The organism is Rhodococcus pseudokoreensis, assembly GCF_017068395.1.
Lineage (GTDB): Bacteria > Actinomycetota > Actinomycetes > Mycobacteriales > Mycobacteriaceae > Rhodococcus_F > Rhodococcus_F pseudokoreensis.
Genome location: NZ_CP070619.1, coordinates 7113510 through 7134750, shown reverse-complemented (window position 1 = coordinate 7134750; position 21241 = coordinate 7113510). Strand labels below are relative to the sequence as shown.

At 64.1% G+C, this 21241-nt stretch carries 17 protein-coding genes; 14 read left to right on the top strand and 3 right to left on the bottom strand.

What is annotated here, in order from left to right:
* Window positions 1–669 precede the first annotated feature (669 nt).
* From JWS13_RS37655 to JWS13_RS37630, 6 genes are all read left to right on the top strand, one after another.
* Window positions 670–1758, top strand: coding sequence for a LacI family DNA-binding transcriptional regulator (locus tag JWS13_RS37655; protein WP_206010398.1), 1089 nt, complete (start codon window positions 670–672; stop codon window positions 1756–1758).
* Between the two features lie 87 nt (window positions 1759–1845).
* Entirely contained in the window at window positions 1846–3183 is a 1338-nt protein-coding gene (locus tag JWS13_RS37650; RefSeq protein WP_241032488.1) for an MFS transporter, read from the top strand.
* Window positions 3180–4193, top strand: a complete 1014-nt coding sequence (locus JWS13_RS37645; RefSeq protein ID WP_206010397.1) for a ketopantoate reductase family protein — start codon at window positions 3180–3182, stop codon at window positions 4191–4193. Before JWS13_RS37650 ends, JWS13_RS37645 begins: the two co-directional genes overlap by 4 nt.
* Window positions 4194–4231: 38 nt before the next feature.
* Window positions 4232–5158, top strand: coding sequence for a beta-keto acid cleavage family enzyme (locus JWS13_RS37640; RefSeq protein ID WP_206010396.1), 927 nt, complete (start codon window positions 4232–4234; stop codon window positions 5156–5158).
* A gap of 325 nt (window positions 5159–5483) precedes the next feature.
* Window positions 5484–6680 (top strand): acyl-CoA dehydrogenase family protein, encoded by a 1197-nt coding sequence (locus JWS13_RS37635; RefSeq protein ID WP_206010395.1) that lies wholly within the window; start codon window positions 5484–5486, stop codon window positions 6678–6680.
* Between the two features lie 35 nt (window positions 6681–6715).
* A complete protein-coding gene (locus JWS13_RS37630) occupies window positions 6716–7552 on the top strand; it encodes a mycofactocin-coupled SDR family oxidoreductase (protein ID WP_206010394.1) in 837 nt (278 codons plus the stop codon).
* Between the two features lie 34 nt (window positions 7553–7586).
* Here the strand turns inward: JWS13_RS37630 and JWS13_RS37625 are convergent, their stop codons facing one another.
* Window positions 7587–10253, bottom strand: a complete 2667-nt coding sequence (locus JWS13_RS37625) for a LuxR C-terminal-related transcriptional regulator (protein ID WP_206010393.1) — start codon at window positions 10251–10253, stop codon at window positions 7587–7589.
* 321 nt (window positions 10254–10574) lie between these two features.
* On the opposite strand from JWS13_RS37625, the gene JWS13_RS37620 reads away from it, so the two are divergent.
* The 3 genes from JWS13_RS37620 (at window position 10575) to ribB (ending at window position 12811) form a co-directional block, all read left to right on the top strand.
* The gene (locus JWS13_RS37620) at window positions 10575–10970 is read left to right on the top strand and encodes a nuclear transport factor 2 family protein (RefSeq protein ID WP_206010392.1); all 396 of its coding nucleotides are present in this window, start codon (window positions 10575–10577) and stop codon (window positions 10968–10970) included.
* Window positions 10971–11081: 111 nt separating this feature from the next.
* A complete protein-coding gene (locus tag JWS13_RS37615; RefSeq protein WP_206010391.1) occupies window positions 11082–11600 on the top strand; it encodes a flavin reductase family protein in 519 nt (172 codons plus the stop codon).
* A complete protein-coding gene (gene ribB, locus JWS13_RS37610) occupies window positions 11597–12811 on the top strand; it encodes a 3,4-dihydroxy-2-butanone-4-phosphate synthase (protein ID WP_206010390.1) in 1215 nt (404 codons plus the stop codon). The genes JWS13_RS37615 and ribB overlap by 4 nt, the downstream gene beginning before the upstream one ends.
* Before the next feature lie 122 nt (window positions 12812–12933).
* On the opposite strand, the gene JWS13_RS37605 is transcribed toward ribB, so the two are convergent.
* Both JWS13_RS37605 and JWS13_RS37600 read right to left on the bottom strand, forming a co-directional pair.
* Window positions 12934–13302: a hypothetical protein gene (locus JWS13_RS37605; protein ID WP_241032487.1), complete on the bottom strand. Its 369-nt coding sequence runs from the start codon at window positions 13300–13302 to the stop codon at window positions 12934–12936.
* Window positions 13303–13502: 200 nt separating this feature from the next.
* Window positions 13503–13889 carry a TM2 domain-containing protein gene (locus JWS13_RS37600; RefSeq protein ID WP_206010388.1) on the bottom strand — a complete coding sequence of 129 codons (387 nt, stop codon included), beginning with the start codon at window positions 13887–13889 and terminating at the stop codon, window positions 13503–13505.
* Between the two features lie 247 nt (window positions 13890–14136).
* On the opposite strand from JWS13_RS37600, the gene JWS13_RS37595 reads away from it, so the two are divergent.
* The 5 genes from JWS13_RS37595 (at window position 14137) to JWS13_RS37575 (ending at window position 21188) form a co-directional block, all read left to right on the top strand.
* On the top strand, window positions 14137–15177 hold the full coding sequence (locus tag JWS13_RS37595; RefSeq protein WP_206010387.1) for an HNH endonuclease domain-containing protein: 1041 nt from the start codon (window positions 14137–14139) through the stop codon (window positions 15175–15177).
* A 502-nt stretch (window positions 15178–15679) separates the two neighbouring features.
* Window positions 15680–16039: a nucleotide pyrophosphohydrolase gene (locus JWS13_RS37590; protein ID WP_206010386.1), complete on the top strand. Its 360-nt coding sequence runs from the start codon at window positions 15680–15682 to the stop codon at window positions 16037–16039.
* A 488-nt stretch (window positions 16040–16527) separates the two neighbouring features.
* Window positions 16528–18405 carry a DNA/RNA helicase domain-containing protein gene (locus JWS13_RS37585; protein ID WP_338050700.1) on the top strand — a complete coding sequence of 626 codons (1878 nt, stop codon included), beginning with the start codon at window positions 16528–16530 and terminating at the stop codon, window positions 18403–18405.
* 822 nt (window positions 18406–19227) lie between these two features.
* Window positions 19228–20307 (top strand): DNA cytosine methyltransferase, encoded by a 1080-nt coding sequence (locus tag JWS13_RS37580; RefSeq protein ID WP_206010385.1) that lies wholly within the window; start codon window positions 19228–19230, stop codon window positions 20305–20307.
* Between the two features lie 47 nt (window positions 20308–20354).
* On the top strand, window positions 20355–21188 hold the full coding sequence (locus JWS13_RS37575) for a protein NO VEIN domain-containing protein (RefSeq protein WP_206010384.1): 834 nt from the start codon (window positions 20355–20357) through the stop codon (window positions 21186–21188).
* Window positions 21189–21241 lie beyond the last annotated feature (53 nt).

Below are 21241 nucleotides of genomic sequence, written 5' to 3'. Positions count from 1 at the left end.
GTGCTCGCCGCTCTCGTGCATTACCCGACCGGGTGACCACGTACCTCGAACGTAACTCACCCAGCTCCGACGCTTGACACGTCGCCAGACGGACCAACTCCCATTCTGGATCGAATCCTTCAGCGCGCATGGGCGATTGAGCACGCCGAGCATCGGCTGGTCGAGCCCGTGCGGCGTGCAGCGTCCGGTCTCCATGCACACGCGCCCCGGTTACGTGCCGTCAGCGTCAATCGTGCAGCTCGAGAGATCTGTGGCAGATCGCGATACATAGTCGACCGATTCCGACTCCACTGCCTTTATGAGACCGGCATGCACCTGCTGAGAGCTCGATATACCGAGCTCATGAACGAACTCGCTCGGCAGACGGGCGTTGACACGGGAAACCGAGGAACCTAACACCCCTCGGTCTCGTCGCAGTGAAGCCGGAAATTTTACCGTCGGTGCCGTCAATCCGGACCGCCGGAACCGATCGAACGCGTTCAGCAACGTTAGGTTGTGAGCCGCACCATTCGGCACCAGCAGTGAGGGTTGACGCCGCATCTTGCGCTGCGGAGCACCCGATGCTGCAGTTCCTCCGACGGTCTCGGCCTCGCTGGCAACTTAACGTTGCTTAATGATTTGGGTCACACTTAACGTCGGTACATCAGATCGGACCGAGGAGGTGAACCCATGAGAACGACCGCCACACGAACTAGCGCCCAGCGCCCCCGGCGCGTGTCCGCTGCCGACGTCGCACGAGCGGTGGGCGTCTCGCCGGCCACAGTCTCCTACGTGATGAACGGGAGATCCGGGGTGTCCGAGGAAACCCGAGAGCGGATTCTGGAGGTAGCCGAGGAACTGGGGCACACGTCCAGCGCACGGGCGAACCGCCTCCGATCGCACCAGACGCGCGTCATCGGCCTCGTCCTGACCGATATCGCCAATCCGTTCTACACCGAGATCGCCGCGGGAACGATCGACGCCGCCCGGGCCCGCGGATACGAGGTGTTTCTCGCCCATACCCAGGAGGATCCCGCGACTCTCCGGTCCGTGGTGGACGCGATGATCGCCCGACACGTCGACGGTGTCGTGTTCACCGTGCTGCATCCCGACGACGGCGACGTGATCCGCTCCCTCCGTAGCGCGCACATACCGCTGATCCAGCTGTCACGGCGGATCGAACGAATCGAGGCCGATTTCGTCGGGATCGACGACCGGGCGGCCGCAGCGGAAATGATGGAACACGTTCTGGAACACGGATATCGAGACATCGTGACCATCGTCGGGCCCCGCGTATCGAGCGCATCCGCTGCCAGAGAGGACGGATTCACTCGCACCGCCGAGTCACACGGCATTCGAAGCATCGCTTCGCACCACATCAGCACCTATCTCAGCGAGCAGGGCGGGTACGCGGCCGTCGAAGAACTCCTCGCACGAAAAGCCCTTCCGCGAGTGATCGTCTGCGGTAGCGACGCCATCGCACTCGGAGCGATCAGTGCGCTGCGTGCGCACTCGATCACAGTTCCGGACGACGTCGCCGTCACCGGCTTCGACGGCCTCTTTCCCGGCGCATCCCCCCTCGTCGAACTGACCACCGTCAACCAACCGCGCCGAGAGATGGCCGAACAGGCACTCGAACTCCTCACCCGTCGCATCGACGGGGCCGGAGGCTCATTTCAGTCGGTACTTCGCGCCCACGAACTCCGCATCGGCACTACCTGCGGATGCCCACGGAGGGAGCACACGGCCGCCCCGGCGGCGGCCGAACGTGCGCCGTGAGCATGCGCCCACACAACTTCATCACCACTTCTCCTGCGCACTCCGCGCACGGGGACCACCTCTCGACACCCTGAGAAGGGCACTGCTATGTCTGACAACCACACCCGCGCTGCCTCCGTGCCGCCCGGTGAAGAACTGAACAGGCTGATCTTTCGCAAGCTGATGCCGCTGCTGATCGCCGCGTACATCATCGCGTTCATCGACCGCACCAACATCGGCCTGGCCAAGCACCACCTGGAAGCCGATCTGGGAATTTCCGCAGCGGCATACGGTTTGGGCGCGGGACTGTTCTTCCTCGCCTACTCACTGTGCGAGGTTCCGAGCAACCTCATCATGTACCGGGTCGGCGCCCGGCTGTGGATCACCCGGATCATGGTCACCTGGGGTCTGCTTTCGGCCGCGATGGCGTTCGTCGAGGGGCCGGTGTCGTTCTACATCCTGCGGGTGCTCCTCGGGGTGGCCGAAGCCGGCCTGTTCCCCGGAGTGATGCTCTACCTCACCTACTGGTTCGGCCGCGAACAGCGAGCCCGCGCCAACGGCTCGTTCCTCGTCGCGGTGTGCCTGGCGAACATCATGGGTGCCCCCATCGGCGGTGCGCTCCTGGGGATGGACGGTCTGCTCGGCTGGCACGGGTGGCAATGGATGTTCGTCCTGGAGGGGCTGCCCGCCGTGGTCCTCGCCGTGGTGGTGTTCAAATACCTGCCCAACGGCCCGCTCGACGCCAAGTGGCTCGACCCGAAACAGGCCCGCGACCTCACCGAGCGGCTGGCCAAGGAGCAACAGGAGGGCGCCGACGCCTCCGGCACCCATTCATTCGCGGGAGTGTTCAAGGACAAGCAGATTCTGTTGGTCATCGCCGTGTACTTCACTCATCAGATCGCGGTCTACAGCCTGACCTACTTCCTGCCGAGCATCATCGGTGAGTGGGGCGAGATGTCGGACCTGACGATCGGGTTGCTCACGGCCCTGCCGTGGGTGGCGGCAGCGATCGGCACACTGATCCTGCCGCGGTACGCCACCAACGGCCGCCGCTCGCGAAAAATGCTGTTCGGCGGAATGTCGTCGATGGTCGTCGGGTTCACGATCGGCGCGGTGTCGAGCCCGGTGCTCGCCCTGGTCGGTTTCTGCATCGCAGCCTCCACCTTCTTCGTCGTCCAGTCCATCCTCTTCGCCGTTCCGGCCGCACGACTCGCCGGCGCTGCGTTGGCCGGCGGACTCGCCCTGGTCAACACCCTCGGAATCCTCGGCGGTTTCGTCGGACCGTTCGCGATGGGGCTGATCGAGACGGCGACCGACAACCCCTCCGCCGGTCTGTGGTTCGTCATCGCCCTCGTTGCGCTCGGAGCGGTGGTAAGTCTCGCTCTCGACATTCGCAACCCCCAGAAGACAACAGCCGGCAAGAACGAAAGTCAGGTACAGGCATGAACGAACGGATCCTCGTCGTGGGCGCAGGGGCGATCGGCGGAGTCACCGCTGCCCACCTCGCCCGCGCCGGCCACGACGTCGTCGTCCTCGACGCCAACACCGAGCACGTCCGGTTGATGAACTCTCCGGGACTGCGGTTCGACGAACTCGGCACCACCTCACATGTCAGGATCACTGCCGTCGACAGTGCCGCCGACCTCGACGGCAGCTTCGACTTCGCGCTCGTCACGCTCAAGGCACCCTTCCTGGATGTGGCACTCACCCCGCTGGTCCGTGGAAACCTGGTCGAAACCTATGTCTCCCTCGGAAACGGGCTGGTGCAGAACACAGTTCAGGAACTCGTCGGCGCCGACCGTCTGGTCATCGGAATCACCGAATGGGGCGCCACGAATCTCGGTCCCGGGCACCTCGCCCAGACCACCGTGGCACCGTTCGTGATCGGCGAGATCGACGGCACCCGGACCGACCGCATCGAACGACTCGCCCGCGTCCTCACCGCGGTGGCCGAGGTGCACGTCTCCGAGCAGATCGTCGGCCAGATCTGGTCGAAGCTGCTCCTCAATAGCACCTTCTCCGGGCTCGGCGCGATCAGCGGACTCCTGTACCGGGACATCGCCGCCGACCCGGTCGGCCGGGAGGTCGCGTACCGGTTGTGGACCGAGGCCTACGACGTCGCCCACGCGGCCGGCGTCACCCTCGACGCAATCGTCGGTGTGCAGCCCGATCACCTCGTCGTCCGAACCGACGACGACCTTGCAAGCGCCGACGCCGCTTTGAGCATCCTGATGACCCGGCTCGGCGCCACCAAGGCCTCGATGCTCCAGGACCTCGAACGTGGCGCGATCACCGAGGTCGACGTCATCAACGGCGGCGTCTCCTCTACCGCCGCGACCGCCGGCGTCCCGAGCCCGTTGAACTCCCGCATCGTCGAACTTGTCCACGACTGCGAGCGCGGGCTCCGCACACCGGGCCGCGCCACCCTGGCCGCGCTTGCCACCGTCCCCGCCTGACCCCGGAAAACCTTTCCCCCACCGAAGGAATCGAAACCATGAACGACACCGTCATCATCACATGCGCACTCACCGGCGGCATGACCGTTCCCGCTCAGAGCAAGGCCATCCCGATCACCGTCGACCAGATCGTCGAGGAAGGCGTGAAGGCAGCCGAGGCCGGGGCCTCCGTCCTGCACGTGCACGTGCGCGAAGAAACAACCGGACGACCCGTCGCCGACCTCGACCTGTTCGAACGCGCCCTGTCCGAATTGCGGAAACACACCGACGCAGTCCTCCAGCCCACCACCGGCGGCGGCCGCGGAATGACCGTCCAAGAGCGTGCCTCGGTCCTGAAGTTCCGACCCGAGATGGCGACCTTCAACGCGGGCAGCTTTAACTTCGGCCTCTTCCCCGTCGCCTCCCGCGACCTGCCGTTCGCCGACTGGGAACGCGACTACCTCGAGGGCACCACCGACTACATCTTCAAGAACACCTTCGAGGACATGACCTACATGGCGCAGCAGATGCGCGAGTCGGACACCCGGCCGGAGATCGAGGTCTACGACGTCGGGCAGATCTACAACCTCGAACAGCTCGTCAAGGACGGCGTGCTGGAGGCGCCGTTCAACCTGCAGTTCGTGCTCGGGGTACTGGGTGCGAACGCCGCCGAGCCCGACCAGCTCATCCATATGCTGCGCACCGCCGAGCGTGTTCTCGGCAAGGACTCGTTCACCTGGTCGGCCGCCGGCGTTGGATATCGGGGCGAGTTCAACCTTGCCGCACTGTCATTGATGCTCGGTGGCAACGTGCGAGTCGGGCTCGAGGACAATCTCCGCATCAGCCGGCGCGAACAGGCCACGTCCAACGCGCAGCTCGTGCGAAAGGTGGCGGACCTGGCCGCGATGTTCGACCGGACGCCCGCGACACCGGACGAGGCACGTGCGCACATGGGCCTGAAGGGATCGGCCGCGGTGGCCTTCTGAGTCGGCGTCCCACCTAATGAGTTCGATCATCAGGGACGGCAGCCGACGCCCACCTCGCGATCGCTCAGGCACTGACCGGTCGGTGAGCATGTGACGCCGGGGTCCCTTCCGGCCCGGACGACCTGCCTGCATGAGGGCGGCGAGCTTCGTGCTCGCCGCTCTCGTGCATTACCCGACTGGGTGACCACGTAGTGGACCACGTGGCCACCCGCCTGTGTGCAGCGCGCGAACCGACCATTGTGATTCAGGTCATACCGCGATCTCGTTCCCGCCCAAACGTGCGGGTGGACGACGAGCCGAGTTGCATACCAGGAAGGTCATTTCCATGACGCAAACCGTTGATCGATCAGTGTCCGCCCTCGTCGATCGGGAGCCTGTCGACTATCTCGCCCGGGCGAAGGCCGTCGCCCTCGTCGTCGAGCAGGAGGCGGATGCGATCGAGCGTGACGCGACGATCACCCGGCCGGTCTACGAGGCCTTGGCCGAGGCGGAGCTGTTCTGGACCCTCGTCCCGACGGAGTTCGGTGGCGGTGGGCTGGGCATCGTGCAGGCACTCGAGGTGATCGAGGAGATTTCGCGGGCCGACGCGTCGACGGGCTGGGCGCTGATGGCCAACTCCTTCAGCACCGGCATCGCCGCCGGGTTCATGAACGACGAGGGCGCCCGCGAGATGTTCGGCGGTCCGGACCGGGGAATCACGGCCGGCATGATCATGCCGACCGGGAAGGCCGTCCGGGTCGAGGGTGGCTATCGCGTCACCGGCCGCTACCAGTTCGCGAGCGGATCCGCGCACGCCACGTGGATCGGTGCGGGATTCGTCGTCCACGACGAGGACGGGAACCCCATCGTGGACGAGGCCGGTACCCCCGACTGCCGCGTCGGCTTCCTGCCGCGGGCCGACGTCGAGTTCCTCGGGAACTGGAACGTGATGGGGTTGGTCGGCACAGGCAGCTACGACTACGCCGTCCACGACCGCTTCATCCCGGACAAGTTCACGATGGAGACGTTCTCCACCACTCCGGTCCGCCCCGAGGCCGTGTACCGCTTGGGATTGCTCGGCATCGGCGTCGGCGGGCACGCCCCCGTCGCACTCGGGCTGGCGAAGCGGGCGCTCGAAGAGATCGTCCGGATCGTCGCGAACAAGGCGCGTCCCGGCTACGCCACCGTCGTCGGCGAGTCGGAACTGTTCCGCCGCGAATTCAGCAAGTACGAGGCCCTCTACCAGGCGACTCGCCTGTACGTGTACGCCGCCCATGAGGACGCCGAGGCCAGTGCGCGCGCCGGTATCGAGATCACCGAGGAGCAGCGCGCCCGGTTGCGTCAGGTCATCACCTGGTCGCAGGAGGTGGCCGGTGAGATCGTCGGCTTCGCGCACCGCTGGGCGGGCAGCCAGTCGATTCGTAACCCCAGCGCGCTCGGCCGGTGCGTGCGCGACGCCGCCGTCGCGACGCAGCACATGCTGGTCGATCAGATCACCCTCGTCGACGCCGCCACACCGATCATGCGCGCATACGCCGTCTGAAGACCCCCAGTTCATTTACTACGGAAGGACCCTCAATGGGACAGCTTGAAGGCAAGGTCGCGCTGGTGACGGGAGCCGCACGCGGGCAGGGACGCTCGCATGCCATCCGACTTGCGGAGGAGGGCGCCGACGTCATCATCGTCGACATCTGCGCAAAGCCGGTGACCACGAAGTACCGCGGGGCGACGGAGGACGAGCTTCAGGAAACGGCCCGGCACATCGAGAAGTTCGGGCAGCGCGCCCACGTCGCGGTCGCCGACGTCCGGTCGCTGAGTCAGCTCCAGGATGTGGTCGCCGAGGGTGTCTCGAAGCTCGGACGCCTCGACACCGTGGTCGCGAACGCCGGCATCTTCTCGTCCGCTCCGCTGCACGAGCTCACCGAAGAGCAGTGGGACGAAATGGTCGACATCAATCTGTCGGGCGTGTGGAAGACCATGCGGGCGACCGTCCCCTTCCTCATCGAGCAGGGTGAGGGCGGCTCGATCGTCCTGATCAGCTCCACCGGCGGTTTGCAGGGGTTCTCGAACTTCGCCCACTACGTCGCCGCGAAACACGGGGTCACCGGACTCGCGCGGACCGCGGCCAATGAGCTGGGCGCCCATCGGATTCGATGCAATTCGATCCATCCCACGTCGGTGCTGACGGACATGATCGACAACGAGGACATGTACCGCCTGTTCCGTCCCGACCTGGAGACACCCACGCACGAGGACTTCCGTGAGGCGTGCGAGACGGCGATGAACGTGCTCCCGACGCCCTGGATCGAGCCTGTGGACGTCAGCAACGCCGTGGTGTGGCTGGCGTCGGACGCGGCCCGCTACGTCACCGGCATCGCGATGCCCGTCGATGCGGGAGCTCTCAACAAGGTCTGACCAGCACATCCACGCGGCTGCGGGGCACGCAGAACTAGCCCGGCGTGCCCCGCTCCGCGTGCGCGAAGGCGGCGGCGATCTCGTGTCGCCTGCTCATGCCCAGCTTTTCCAGAATGTGTTCGACGTGGCCCTCCACGGTGCGTGGCGACAGCACCAGTTTGGCGGCGATCTCCTTGTTGGTCATCCCGGCGGCGACGTGCGCGGCCACTTCCTGTTCGCGCGGGGAGAGAAGGTCGTCCGGGCGCGTACCCGGCTGGGCCGGATCACCGGACGGCACGGACTCGCCCAGAACGAATCCGGTGATCTCGGAGACCGACATCGCGGCTCCCCTGGTGTGACATTCCTCGAAGCGATCTTCTCCCAGATCCTTTCGCGCCTGCTTCTCGAATCGCGCACGCTGCTCGATCCAATGGCTGGAGCCGTACAGCTGCATTCCGAAAGATTCCCACATCGAGGAGGCGGCGCCGAGGAGCACGGCAGACCGTTCCGCCGAGCCCGCCTCGGCTTCGGCCCACCCCAGAAGATCGGTGACCAGGGTGGTTCCGACGACGTCGTCGAAGTCGCGTCGCAGGCGCAGGCTGTCGGATCCGAGGCGGAGGGCGGCCTCGAAGTCGGCGTTCATCAACGCCACCAGCCCGAGTCCGTAGACGGCGTAGGACCGCAGCCACGACTCCCCCACCGCGATGGCGCGTTGGTTCACCGTCTCGAAGAGATCTGCGGCACGCGCCGTCTCGTCGGTGAAGCAGTAGAGCATGCCCAGGTGGATACGCAGCGTGTGGGCGAGATCCTCGCGGTCCGGGGTCGCGTCATACATCTCGAGCGAGGCCGTCAGTCGGCTCTCCGCCTCCCCGAAGTCGCCGGCGAAGAATGCCTTCAACCCCATGACATCGGCGGTGAACGCGCCGGTGATCGCATCCTCCGCGGTCAGATTGACGGCACCGGCCTCCGTCAGCGCCGACTCGGCGGATTCGCGGTCACCCTGCAGAGTCTGGACGAGACCGAGGTTGACGAGCATCCTCCCCCGGGTGGCGGTCGGCGCCGTCTCCCGTTCGAGGATGCGGTTCAGCCACATCCGGTGCTCGCGCACCGAGAACCCGCACGACCAGAGAAACCATGCGCGCGACACCATGTCTGCCGCCATCTGCACTTCCTCGTCATTCGACGAATCCAGCAGTGCCGCGTGCAGAGCCGATCGGATGTTGGCATGGTTGCGGCGCAGCTTCTCGCTTCCGGCGCGTTGATCGGCACTGAACCAGTTGTCCGCCGTCGTCGTCACCAACCGCGTGCACCAGCGCAGGTGCCGCAGGGTCAGGGTGTCCATCTCCATGGCGGTCAGCTTGCTGTTTCCGTATTCGCGGATCGACTCGAGCATCCGGAAACGCACGTGTGTGCCGCCCTCTTCGCGGTGCACGATCGATTTGCCGACCAGCGCCGAGATCCCGTCGAGCACGGTGTCCGCCGGGACGTCGGCGTCGCTGCAGACCTCCTCGGCCGTGCCGAGGTCGAATCCACCTGCGAAGACCGAGACGCGTGACCAGAGGAGTTGCTGTTCGCGGGTGCAGAGTTCGTAGCTCCAGTCCATGGTCGCCTGCAGGCTGCGATGACGCTGGGGCCCGGTGCGGTTGCCGGTGGTGAGGAGATTGAGTCGGTGATCGAGACGGTCCGCCAGTTCGTGCACCGACAGCACGGGGAGTCGCGCGCAGGCCAATTCGATGGCGAGAGGGAGGCCGTCGAGACGGTCGCAGACGCGCATCACCGCGTCGCGGTTCTCCTCGGTCAACTCGAACTTCGAGAGGACGGCGGCGGCCCGGTTCACGAACAGTTCGACCGCGCTTCCCGTCCCGCGGGCCGGGGACGGCGACTCCGTTCCGTTGACCGTGGGTAGCGGGGACAGCGGGAAGACGAATTCGTCGGGAACCGAGAGTATCTCCCGGCTGGTCGTGATGATGCGCAGTTCCGTCGTGGAGCGCAGCAGCACCGACACGAGTTGCGCGCATTCGTCGAGGAGGTGCTCGCAGTTGTCGAGGATCAGGAGCATCCGCCGTGTGCGGAGATACTCGATGATGGTGTTCTCCGTCGGGCTGGCATGCATGTCGCGGTTGGCGAGGGCGAGCCCGTCCACCACGGTCTGGGTCAGGAGGTCGGGGCTGCGCAGGGCCGCGAGTTCGATCACGCGCACACCGTCCGGAAAGGCCCGGCGGTATTCTCCCGCGGCGTGGATCGCCAAGCGGGTCTTGCCCATTCCGCCCGGGCCGGTGATGGTCACGAGACGGTGGTCGCCCAGCAGTCTGCGCAGCTCGAGCAGTTCGGTCCGACGCCCGACGAAGCTGGTTCCGTAGACCGGGATCGACGGGACCGCGGACACCGTGTCGACGGGGTTGTCGTGGGGCTCGCCGGTCGACAGCTCTCCCCGGATGCTCGTGACTCTGCGGGCCAGTGTGGTCCTCGACTTGGTCCACTGGATTCTTCGCGCGATCTCGGCGATCGCGATGTCGGGGTTGTCGGCGATCAGCTCCCGGATGGCCGAGTCGACGGGGTCCACGACGGAGCCGCGTCGACTGCGGTGGTCGGCGGGAGGCTGGTCGAGGGTCAGCGCGCGGCGCACCGTGTTGCGAGACATTCCGAGCTGCACGGCGATGTGCTTGATGGGCGATCCCTGCCTGTGGAGTCGGCGAATCTCGTCCCACTCGTCAGCGTTCACAAGGTCCCTTCTGGACTCGAGCCCGGTCGGCCACCGGACCGGCAATTGAGATTTGGATCACTGTGGTCGCTGGTCATGCGCCTGTCAACTTTCGGGGGTCAAGATGTGTCACCGCGACCGTGCGTTCTACGCATTCGACTCCCGCAGGCGTCACCGAAAGTACCGTCTTCCTGCACAAATGCGCGATGCTGGGTCCGGCTGCGCGTGACCGTAGCGAACCACGTAGCTGGACGGTTCCGCCGCACCCTCCCGGCGGGCAGGGTGATGCACACCACAGATGACTCGTGGTGCCGACATTTCCGAAGCGACGATGGAGTCCGCATGACCAACAGCAATGCCGCAGCCCTGAAGGCAGCGTTCGCCGCCGCAGACGAGGGGAACCCGGTTCCGCTCGTGGAGCTGTACTCGGACGAGATGACGTGGGCCGGTTTCACGCTCGAGGGAACGCTGCGCCTCTACACGAAGGGCGAGTTCCTCGAGGCCTTCGGCGTCCTGGCGAAGCTCGACGAGTCCCGCAACGAGGTCGTGTCCGTCGACGTCGTCGGTGACGACCTGGTGGTCGCCAACGTCCGGGCCTACCGCCGTCTCGGCGACCTCGAACTCGACACCACGATCGTGATGACGCACCGCTTCGAGGACGGCAAGGTCACCCGCGGCACCGACATGTGCTCGGCGACGTTCGAGGAGTTCTGGGCCAAGACAGGGCTGTCGGTCTAACTGCTGTCCGGCCGCCGCGGCAGCGCGGCGGCCGGAAGCTCGGCCCGCCGGCCCATTCAGCACGACCGCCCGACAGGGCGACTCTTCACCCGCAGCCCGAAGAAGGTACCGATGCGAACCACCACCCCGCACATCAGCGCCACGACCCCCGACGAGATCCGGGACGCCTACCGCACCGTCCTCGGAAAGTTCTGCACCGGCGTCGTCGCCGTCACCGCCCTCGACGACACCGGCAACCCCGTGGGACTGACCGTCGGTTCCTTCAGCTCCGTCTCCCTCGACCCCGCCCTCGTCGCGTTCTTCGTCGGACAGGGCTCCACGACCTTCCCGAAAGTCGCTGCCCACGGACGGTTCTGCGCCAACATCCTCTCCGCCGACCAACACGACCTCGGCCGCGCCTTCGCCCGCAGCGGCGCCGACAAATTCCGCGGGATCGACTGGACGCCGACACACGCCGGGTCACCGAGGCTCACCGGTGCCCACGCGTGGATCGACTGCGACATCGACCTCGTCCAACCCGTCGGCGACCACGATCTCGTCGTGGGCCGGGTCGTCGAGCTCGGAGCAACCGACGCGCGAGACCCGCTGCTGTTCTACACGTCCGCCTTCCACCAGCTGAGCCCGGCATGAACGCCATCGAGCAGTGCCTCGACCGGCTGCGCGCCGGTAAACCGATCCTCGTCCTCGACGACGAAACCCGCGAGAACGAAGCCGATCTCGTCATGGCCGCCCAGTTCGTCACCACCCGGGATGCCGCCTACTTCCTCCGGCACACCTCCGGCTTCTTCTGCGTCGCGATGCCCGCCGAACGAACCCGCACCCTCGGTCTCCCCCAGATGGTCGACGATCCCACCGACCCGCTGGGCACTGCCTTCACCGTCAGCGTCGACGCCGCGACCGGCACCTCCACCGGCATCAGCGCCGCCGACCGGGCGCGCACCATCCGCCTCCTCGCCGACCGGGAGACGGTCGACACCGACCTCACCCGGCCCGGCCACGTCTTGCCGCTGCGCGCCCGCGACGGCGGAGTCCTCACTCGACCCGGCCACACCGAAGCCGCCGTCGACCTCTGCACCCTTGCCGGCCTCTCCCCTGTCGGGCTGATCTGTGAGGTCACCACCGCAGACAAACGCGACATGCTCCGCGGAGACGCCGTGCGCGCGTTCGCGGTCCGCGAGGACCTCCCGGTCGTCACCATCGAACAGCTGGTGAACTACCGGCGCCGCACCCTGAGCATCGAACGTTGCGCCGAGGCTGCCGCCCCCACCGACCACGGCACCTTCACCGCCATCGCGTACCGATCGTCCGCCGGAACCGAACACCTGGCCATGGTCTTCGGCGACCCCACCGGCACCACCGCCCTGACTCGCGTCCACAGCGAATGCCTCACCGGCGACACCCTGGGCTCGCGGCGCTGCGATTGCGGCGATCAACTGTCCGGCGCGCTGGCGAGGATCGCCGACGCCGGCGCCGGCGTTGTTCTTTACCTCCGCGGGCACGAGGGTCGCGGCATCGGACTGGCCGCGAAGATCGCCGCCTACCAACTCCAGGACCAGCTGGGTCTCGACACTGTCGACGCGAACCTGCACCTGGGCCTGCCGATCGACGCCCGCGACTACGCCGACGCCGCCGCGATCCTGCGGGACCTGCGCATCGACCGCATCAACCTGCTCAGCAACAATCCCGCCAAAGCGGCAAGCCTCACCGCGGCCGGCATCACGATCGCCGGAACGACACCCCTCGAGATGGCACCGAACGACCACAACATTCACTACCTCGCGACCAAGCGGGAACGGATGGGGCACAGCCTGACCCGCACGACGCTGACCGCCGCCCCCTGAGGGTGTCGCCTGGGCGAAAGATCACCTCCTGTCGGTGAGCTACAGCCGGCGCCATCAGCAGGATGGCAGGCATCGCCTCGAGTCGCTCTCCACAACCGACCGCACCACCACGCAGATAGTCCTTAGAATCCCCAGTAGGCGCAGCCATCTCCGCTGACCAGACCGTCGCGGCATGCGCGGTATGCCTCGAGGCAGCCTCCGGTCGCACAGCCACTCGCTTCGGCATCGGCTCGGCTTCGCTCTTCAACGTCCGAGGCAATCGCTGCCGGGTCCGGGTACGAACCGCCGGTGTACGGATTGCGGCAAGTGACGCCGTCACATTCGAACGCATTGGCTTGCCGTTCGCTTTCGAGATAGCGCTCGCCGCCGAGTTGATCGAAACACCACTGAGAGAAGGACGTCGTACCATCGCTCCACAGAGCCGGTCCGGGCGTGCCCTCGTAGCACTCGACGACGAAAGGCTCCTCCTCGACCTGCTCCAGGGTCGCCACTGCCTCGCTGGCTTCCGTGACAACCGGTGCCGGTGGTGGCGCATCCGTCGGGCTTGGAGAAATTGCTGCTGCAGTCGTCGTTGGCATAGGGGCCGCCGATGTTGCCGTAGCTGCGGGCGGTGGCGCGGACGTATTGCCACCGCACGCGGTCAGTACGACCGCAAGCACGGCAACCCAAACACAATGCTTCATCATCGGTACTACCTCAGAGGGAGTCCGTTCTTGTCCTTCGGTTCGCCTGCGAGGAGGACGATGCCATCGATGACGGGCCAGATCCACGCGACGAAGAGCCACATTCCCAGGCTGACGACCGTGAGCACGATGTTCACGATCAGCATCGCGAACCCCAGCCCGGTGTGGCCGGCGTAGAAGCGCCCGGCACCGAAGTACCCGAAGAAGATACTGAGCAGCCCGGCAGCAAGCTTCGTCTTGTGCGAGTACGGCAATCCCGTCACAGGGTGGTAGCCGTACGCCGCCGGCTGTTGCATCGCCGACCCCGGCCCGAAGTTCTGACCTGGATGCGCCGAGGGCTGCTGCCCATACGGCTGCTGAGGTTGGTCGCCGTACGGGTACTGGGGCTGAGTCATGGAAGTCGTTCCTTCGATGAAGTGGGTGCGGATCCGAACGTGGGGCAAGCGAACGGGCTCAGCCGACCGAACCGACATCCCCCCGACTGCGACCGAACTCATCGCAATTTGTTCACCGCTCATTTGATAACACCGATACCACCGCCGCGGTATCGGTTGTCTGACCGTATCTCTCGAGCACATGAATCAGCAGTGCGGAATTCAACCGCCGTCCAATCACTCCGACCGCTGACGTAACGTGGCGCGAGTGACACCACTCGACCCAGTCGACGTCGCCGGTCGCGTAGTACAGCTCCTCGAGTCCGGGCGTCGTGAATCGACCTACAAGTTGGCGACGTTGCTCGCGCTGGTCGATATTTGCGTGGAGAACACGGCCGCCCCGGACGGCAGTCTCACAGTGCCTGTCAACGAGATCACGCATCGAATCGTGGCGTACTACTGGCCTCAGGTGCGCGTCTTCAACGATCGTGGCCGGCTGTCTCAGAACAAGAGCGGCCGATCGATACCGGACCGTATCGCCGACGTTCGTATCCAGCTGGCCGCCGAGAATTTGAGAACCGCCGAGGCCGCACGCGAAGCGGAGCACCCAGACTACGTACGACTCATCCGGTCACTGCGACTTACCGTCGCGCAACAGCCGCTCACGCATCTTCAAACGGTCCCCCACGTGCGCGATCGTGGCACTCGTGACGACTTCCTCTTCGACGCATCGGGTTTCCACAAGAAGATGACGGTGGGCGATGTCGACCGCATCGGCACGATCACCCTGCGGCCCGGCATACCGGAGGGCCTGCGCCGCACCTCCGCACTACTTCGCGCCTTCATCCGGACCGCATGGACCCACGACGTCGTCGCCTTCAACCGCGCTGAACTCGACGCGGAAGACCTGGACGGCTTCCTGTTCGGCACGGATCGCACGGCGTTGCGGTCCCTGGTGGAACCCTTGCGTGACCTCCAGGACGACCTCTGCTTCTACTGCGACAGGCGGATGGCCGACGACGTCCATATTGATCACGTGGTGGCGTGGTCGATGATCCCGATCGACGGTGTCGCCAACCTCGTCGCGGCAGACAGCCGGTGCAACCTGGACAAGTCGGCGAGCATCCCGGTTCGCGCCCATGTCGACCGAGCGCTCGAGCGACCACACCTCACAGAGATTGCACGCGCTACGCGGCTCCCGCTGCTGTATCGACGGACCTCATCCGCGGCGGAAGGGGTGTTCGCCTCCTTGCCCGTCGGCTCACTTCTCTGGCGCGGGGTACGCGACTACGAGCCGCACACGGCCTGAGCCGGCCCCGCCAGAACGCCTGCAGTCTTCGTGGAGGCGGATGCGGCGGCGCATTAGATCGGCCATCCACGCCGGCGACCGCCCTGAAGACCAACAGGACGTCACGACCCGGGCGAAAGGCTTCCGCCGGTGCTGACGATCCGGTAGCAACTGCTGCTCGACGCCCCACACCGCGTCGGGTCGGCGACCACGTCACTGGTGTGGCTATGGTTCGGAACGCCAGAACCGATCGAACGTGTTCCGCAACGGTACGTTGTGAAGCGGACCATCCGTCAACAACAGTCAGGGTCGACGTCACTCCTCGCCCTTGCAAAGCACTCATCCTTTCGGGTCCGCCGATTGTCTTGCGCCCGCAGCGCGTGTCCGCCGCCGACGTGCACTTGTCGATCGAAGCTCCGGAGATTTCACATCTCGCTCGCGGGGATCGCCTGGAGAGGCATGCCCCCAGATCCGCCTGTCGTGCCCGGTCGAGCTCAACCGATGAGCGTGATAAGAATTCTGCATGGGAATCGAAGATCTCCAGTCACTGGTATCGAACTTCTCCGAGCGCCGAGACTGGTCTCAATTCCACACCCCGAAGAACCTTGTGATGGCACTCAGCGGCGAAGTAGGCGAGCTCACCGAGATCTTTCAGTGGCTGACTCCCGAGCAAAGCGGAGCAGTCGGTCAGGATGCGAAGTCGCGTGCGCATGTCGAGGAAGAGGTCGCCGATGTATTCATCTACCTGCTGCGGCTGGCTGAGGTCCTGGACATCGACCTCGCCGAAGTCGTGAGGAAAAAGGTCGAGTTGAACGACAAGAAGTACCCGGAAGAGAAATCACGGGGCAGGGCTACGAAGTACACAGAACTGGGGGAAAACTGATGTCGCTCGTCGCGCTGCACCCTGCTGGTCGCGAGAAATCGCGGACATAGGGCTACGTCCGGGCCGCGGCACCGACCACTACAGCCTGGCAGTTGCCAGCAACGTCGGAGGTGCGGGCGCGAGCGATGGTGTTGTCGAACTGGTCACCGCCGAGCGTCCCACAGAAGGCAGGCCACCCGGCGTCCGATAGTCGCCTACAGTATCGGCCCCAACGCCCCTGACCACAGGGTCTGTGTCCACCGCGAGCCGCGTCCGAGACAGAGATTGACACTTTCGTCCGAACGTGGCGTGTTGGCAGCCAATTGGTGGAAGCAGCCACTCCTGGGACTTCGCGGGTCCTTCGGCTGACATGGCACACCGCTGCACGAGCCGCCGATGCAACTCAGCTAATCTGAGTGTTGCGGCCCGACGGACTTCCGCTGCGATTCGCAGCTACGGACATGCCCCCACCCGCACGACTGGATTCGTGCTGCCCGGGGGACCCCACTGTGACCTTGCTTCGTACCTCTGCCGACCGAATTGTCGGCATGGCTCATCCCGAGTCCCTGGCTGAACAGCTACTGGAACAAATGCTGTTCAGGACCGGCCACCGTGCCAGCGAAGCCGAGCAGAAGTCCTGGAGCCGCAGTCTTCCGGTCTTGGCCCGCGACTTAGCCGACGCAGGTCTGGGTGGCGTGGAGATGCTTGTCGAGTACCACCTTCCGCTGACTTCGCAGCGAGCAGACGTCGTGCTCGCCGGCACCCATCCGGAAACAGGCGCGCCGTCGTACGTCGTAGTCGAACTCAAACAGTGGTCTACAGCCTATCGTTACGAGAACAGCGCGGAACTCGTCGAAGTACCCGGCATGCCTGGCGGGCCGAAGCTGCACCCCGTTGCGCAAGTGAAGGCCTACTGTGAGTACCTCGCCGACTTCGCAAAAACCCTCGCCGACCAGCCTGACGCGCTCGCAGGAATCGCGTACCTCCACAACGCCACAGATCCGGGTGCAGTTGCGGATTTGCGAGCCTTTCCTGCAACCACCACCGCGCGGCTCTTCACCGCAGCGGACCGGGGCGACATGCTCACGTTTCTCAAGACGCGTTTGTCCGCCACGACGGGCCACACCGCGGGCGACACCCTGATCCGCTCCGCGGTTGCGCCCTCCCAACAGCTCCTCAAAGTTGCAGCCGCCGAAGTCCGCGACCGACCACAGTTCCATCTGCTAGGCGAGCAGCAGCTCGCGGTCGACCTGGTCTTGCATTCCGTCGAACAGGCGCGGGCCAACGACGGAAAACGCATCATCGTGGTCACCGGAGGGCCGGGAAGCGGCAAGAGTGTGATCGCGCTGTCACTCGTCGGTGAACTCGCTCGACGTGGCCGAACGGTCCTGCACGCAACCGGGTCCCGATCATTCACGCAGACTCTCCGCAAGGTGGCCGGCGCACGCGCCCCTCGAGTGCAGAAGATGTTCAAGTACTTCAACCAGTTCATGACCGCAGACCGCAACGGGCTCGACGTGCTTGTGCTGGACGAGGCCCACCGCATCCGTGAAACGTCCGTTGACCGGTACACCAAGGCGGAACTGCGAACCGACCGCCCCCAGATCGACGAGCTGATCGCCGCCGCTCGCGTACCGGTATTCCTCCTGGATGAACATCAGGTGGTTCGTCCCGGCGAAATGGGTTCACTCGAACAGATCCAGCGTCACGCCAAGACGATCGGCCTCGAGACGCAGCACGTCCACCTCGGCGAACAATTCCGTTGCGGTGGCAGTGAGGAGTACGTGTTGTGGGTCAAGCGCCTCCTCGGGCTTGTCGAGGGTGGACCCTACCCGTGGCGAGGCGATCCGCAGTTCGCGGTTCGCGTCGCCGATACACCGCAGGAACTGGAACATCTCCTCTCACAGCAACAAGAGCGCGGCTACACCTCCCGAATGACGGCCGGCTATTGCTGGCCGTGGAGTGACCCGAACAAGGACGGTTCACTTCCCGCCGATGTCCAGATTGGTAACTGGTCACGGCCCTGGAACAGTAAGAGTGACAGACGTGTCGGAGCCGCACCACCAGCACCGTTGTGGGCCACCGAGGACGGCGGATTCGACCAAGTCGGTTGCGTCTACACCGCGCAGGGATTCGAGTACGACTGGAATGGCGTCATCCTCGGACCCGATCTCGTGTGGCGCGACGGCCAGTTCACAACTGTTCGCTCCGCCAATCGCGACCCCGACATGCGGAACGCGAAAAGGGTCGACGATGTGAGATTCAACAGACTGGTACGCAACGTCTACAAGGTGCTCCTCACTCGCGGGATGGTGGGCACGGTCATCTACTCGACGGACGAAGAGACACAAGATGTCCTCCACCGCTTGGTGAGTAATGCGGACTAATTGCGATCCTTCATAATCTCGATACGCAGAGCGCAGCCCGACAACTTCCGTCTGAGGACATGCTTTTCCGGTGCGCGTCCGGTGGGGCGCTTGGAAGAGACAACTTGGATCGTCAAGCGGAAAAGGACTCCTAACCCTGTGCAATCGCGCGTGACGACGGTTTCAGAACGTCCGCGAGAGTCCCGACTCGACGTGGACTCGAACAGGCGATCTTCTTGATTACCGTGCACCGAATATCTACTCCCGGCACTCGACGTTGCGTTAGCGCACGATCGGGTCAACACTCAGGTCCATGGGCATGGAAAAGTCTCCAATGGTGACCGGATTGAGGCCCGCGGTGATGGCTAGGCAAAATGCCCAACGCCTACCTCGTCATGTCGATCAGGAACTCGTGACCTGGGCGGTAAAGGCGAGGCTGCGTGCGCACAACTGCATCACCGTCGTGGCGCGACGCGGGTTCATCTCCAGGTTGCTGCACAGCCGACAGTGTTCGGCGGTCAATCGGAACAAGTCCGAGTTGGGTGAGAAACGCGCCCTGTACTTGCGGGACACCCACTAGACGGCCATCTAAAATCCAGGTTCGACGGACAATGTCATCGTTCGTGATCGCAAGTCCGTTGAACGTGAGCTGACCCACATGAACGGCATAGTCGACCAAGACCAGTCAGCGCCACAGGCGTGACCCTACAAACCGTCGCACCCGCCGTTACCCGTGGCCAGGACGAACGTTCCAGCGCCCTCTTGCCAACAAACGGGCGCGTACCGACGGAACGCCGGTGTGGGTGCTCAACCTGCGTCGGTGCATGCCGCTATTGTTACCGCATGCCCATGTCATCGCAGGTTTTCCGGGTTCTCGATCTATTCGCTGGCGCAGGCGGTCTTACTGCTGGTTTGCATCAGTCGGATAAGCGGTTTCACACAGTCCGGGCCGTTGAAATGGACCTTGCCGCGGCCGCCACCTACAGAACCACCTTCGGTGACATTGTCTATCCAGGCAAGATCGAGGACTGGCTAGTAAATGAGGACGTACCCGCGGTTGATGTGGTGGTCGGAGGGCCACCGTGCCAGGGGTTCTCCGCGCTCGGGAAGCAAGACGCTACCGACGCACGTAACCGCATGTGGCACCACTATGCGGAAACTGTGAGACTTGCACAGCCGCAGTACTTTGTGTTAGAGAACGTTCCACAGTTCCTCAGTTCCCCTGAGTTCGAGCTCTTCCAAGCAGCGGCCCAGAAGGGCGGCAAACTTGCCGAGTACAGCTTTACTCCACATGTCCTGAATGCAGCAGACTACGGCGCACCCCAAGCAAGGAAGCGGATCGTAGTGGTCGGTTGGCACAAAGATCTCCGCGATCCAGGATTGCCCGCTACCACATCCGAAGGTTCGCCTATGACGGTGGCCGATGCCCTTGCCGGGATACCACACGCTGTTTCACAGCGCGAGCTTCCCGATCGGTTCGTTGAATTTCAAGGCCGGACGTTCGCCGGCGCATTCAAGACAAGCGAGCTGCACCTCACGCGCAACTACACCGACTTGTCGCGCGCACGATTCGCTACCATCCCTACTGGCGGCAATCGGTTCGACATTCCCGATGACCTTTTGTCCGACTGCTGGCGCAAACACACGACGGGTTCGGGGGATGTCATGGGCCGCCTGAGGTGGGATCGACCATCAGTCACAATCCGGACTGAGTTCTTCAAACCTGAAAAGGGTCGGTATATTCATCCAACCGAGAATCGTGCGATCACCCATTATGAAGCTGCTCGACTCCAAGGCTTCCCAGAAGACTATCAATGGGTGGGATCAAAGACTGCAATCGCCCGACAGATAGGAAACGCCGTTCCAATTCCCCTCGGCAATGCAATCGGCAAACTGCTTGCAAGCACTTTGACCACTCAGTAACCACAAGAAGTATCAAGCGATCCGTGCCACGAGCAGGAGGTTAATCAATGCCACTCGTTCTCACACAAAATGAAGTGAACCTCTCCGAGCACGAGTACTCCGACACACTCGGGGCAGTTTACCAATTCCCAAACAAGTACAAGAATTTGATTAGGCCTGGCGTTCCATTTATTTACTATCGCGGCAGGCGGCGCGCCAGCGGCGCCACCCAGGTACCCGTCTACCTCGGCAGCGGAATTATCGGATCGATTTCACAAACCGGCGATCGATATTCGTGCACAATTACCAACTACCAACCCTTCGAGATTCCGGTCGAATTCAAGGAAGGTCGCACGTATCGAGAGCCAGAGGCGAACAATCGCAAATCGGTAGGGTTCTACTTTCAGCCCGGCGTTCGCGTGATCGACCAAAATTCTTTCGACGACATCTGCCGATCCGGGCAGTACTTTCATGTCGCAAGCACCGCTTACGTCTATGCAGACCCAGCCGCGACAATCGCAGTCGATCAGTTGGCGATGTCCTTGGCCGTCGAGGAAGCATGCCGCCGGTTCCCTAACTCGCTAGTCGAGCGAATGCCTCATAATAATCCCGGATTTGATATCCAGATTCAGAACGACGCCGAGCCAACGCTATACATTGAGGTTAAAGGAACCAGAGCCCCAGAGCCTCAATTTTTCGTTACAGCTGGCGAAATTTCGTTTTCTCGCACCCACTCCTCACACTACTCAATATGGATATTTCATTCGATCAACCTTGATACACGGGATGGGATACTCGTAGAACACGCAGGAGAGCTGGGCGACGACTCGTTCGATCTTCAGCCAACCCAATTTTTTGGCAAACCTCGTTCTTCCCAAAAGCTGTCGGTTCACCGCCGGTGACGCGTCGGCATCTTCAAGAAGATGCCGCTCACGATCTCACGGGGTGGCCAAAC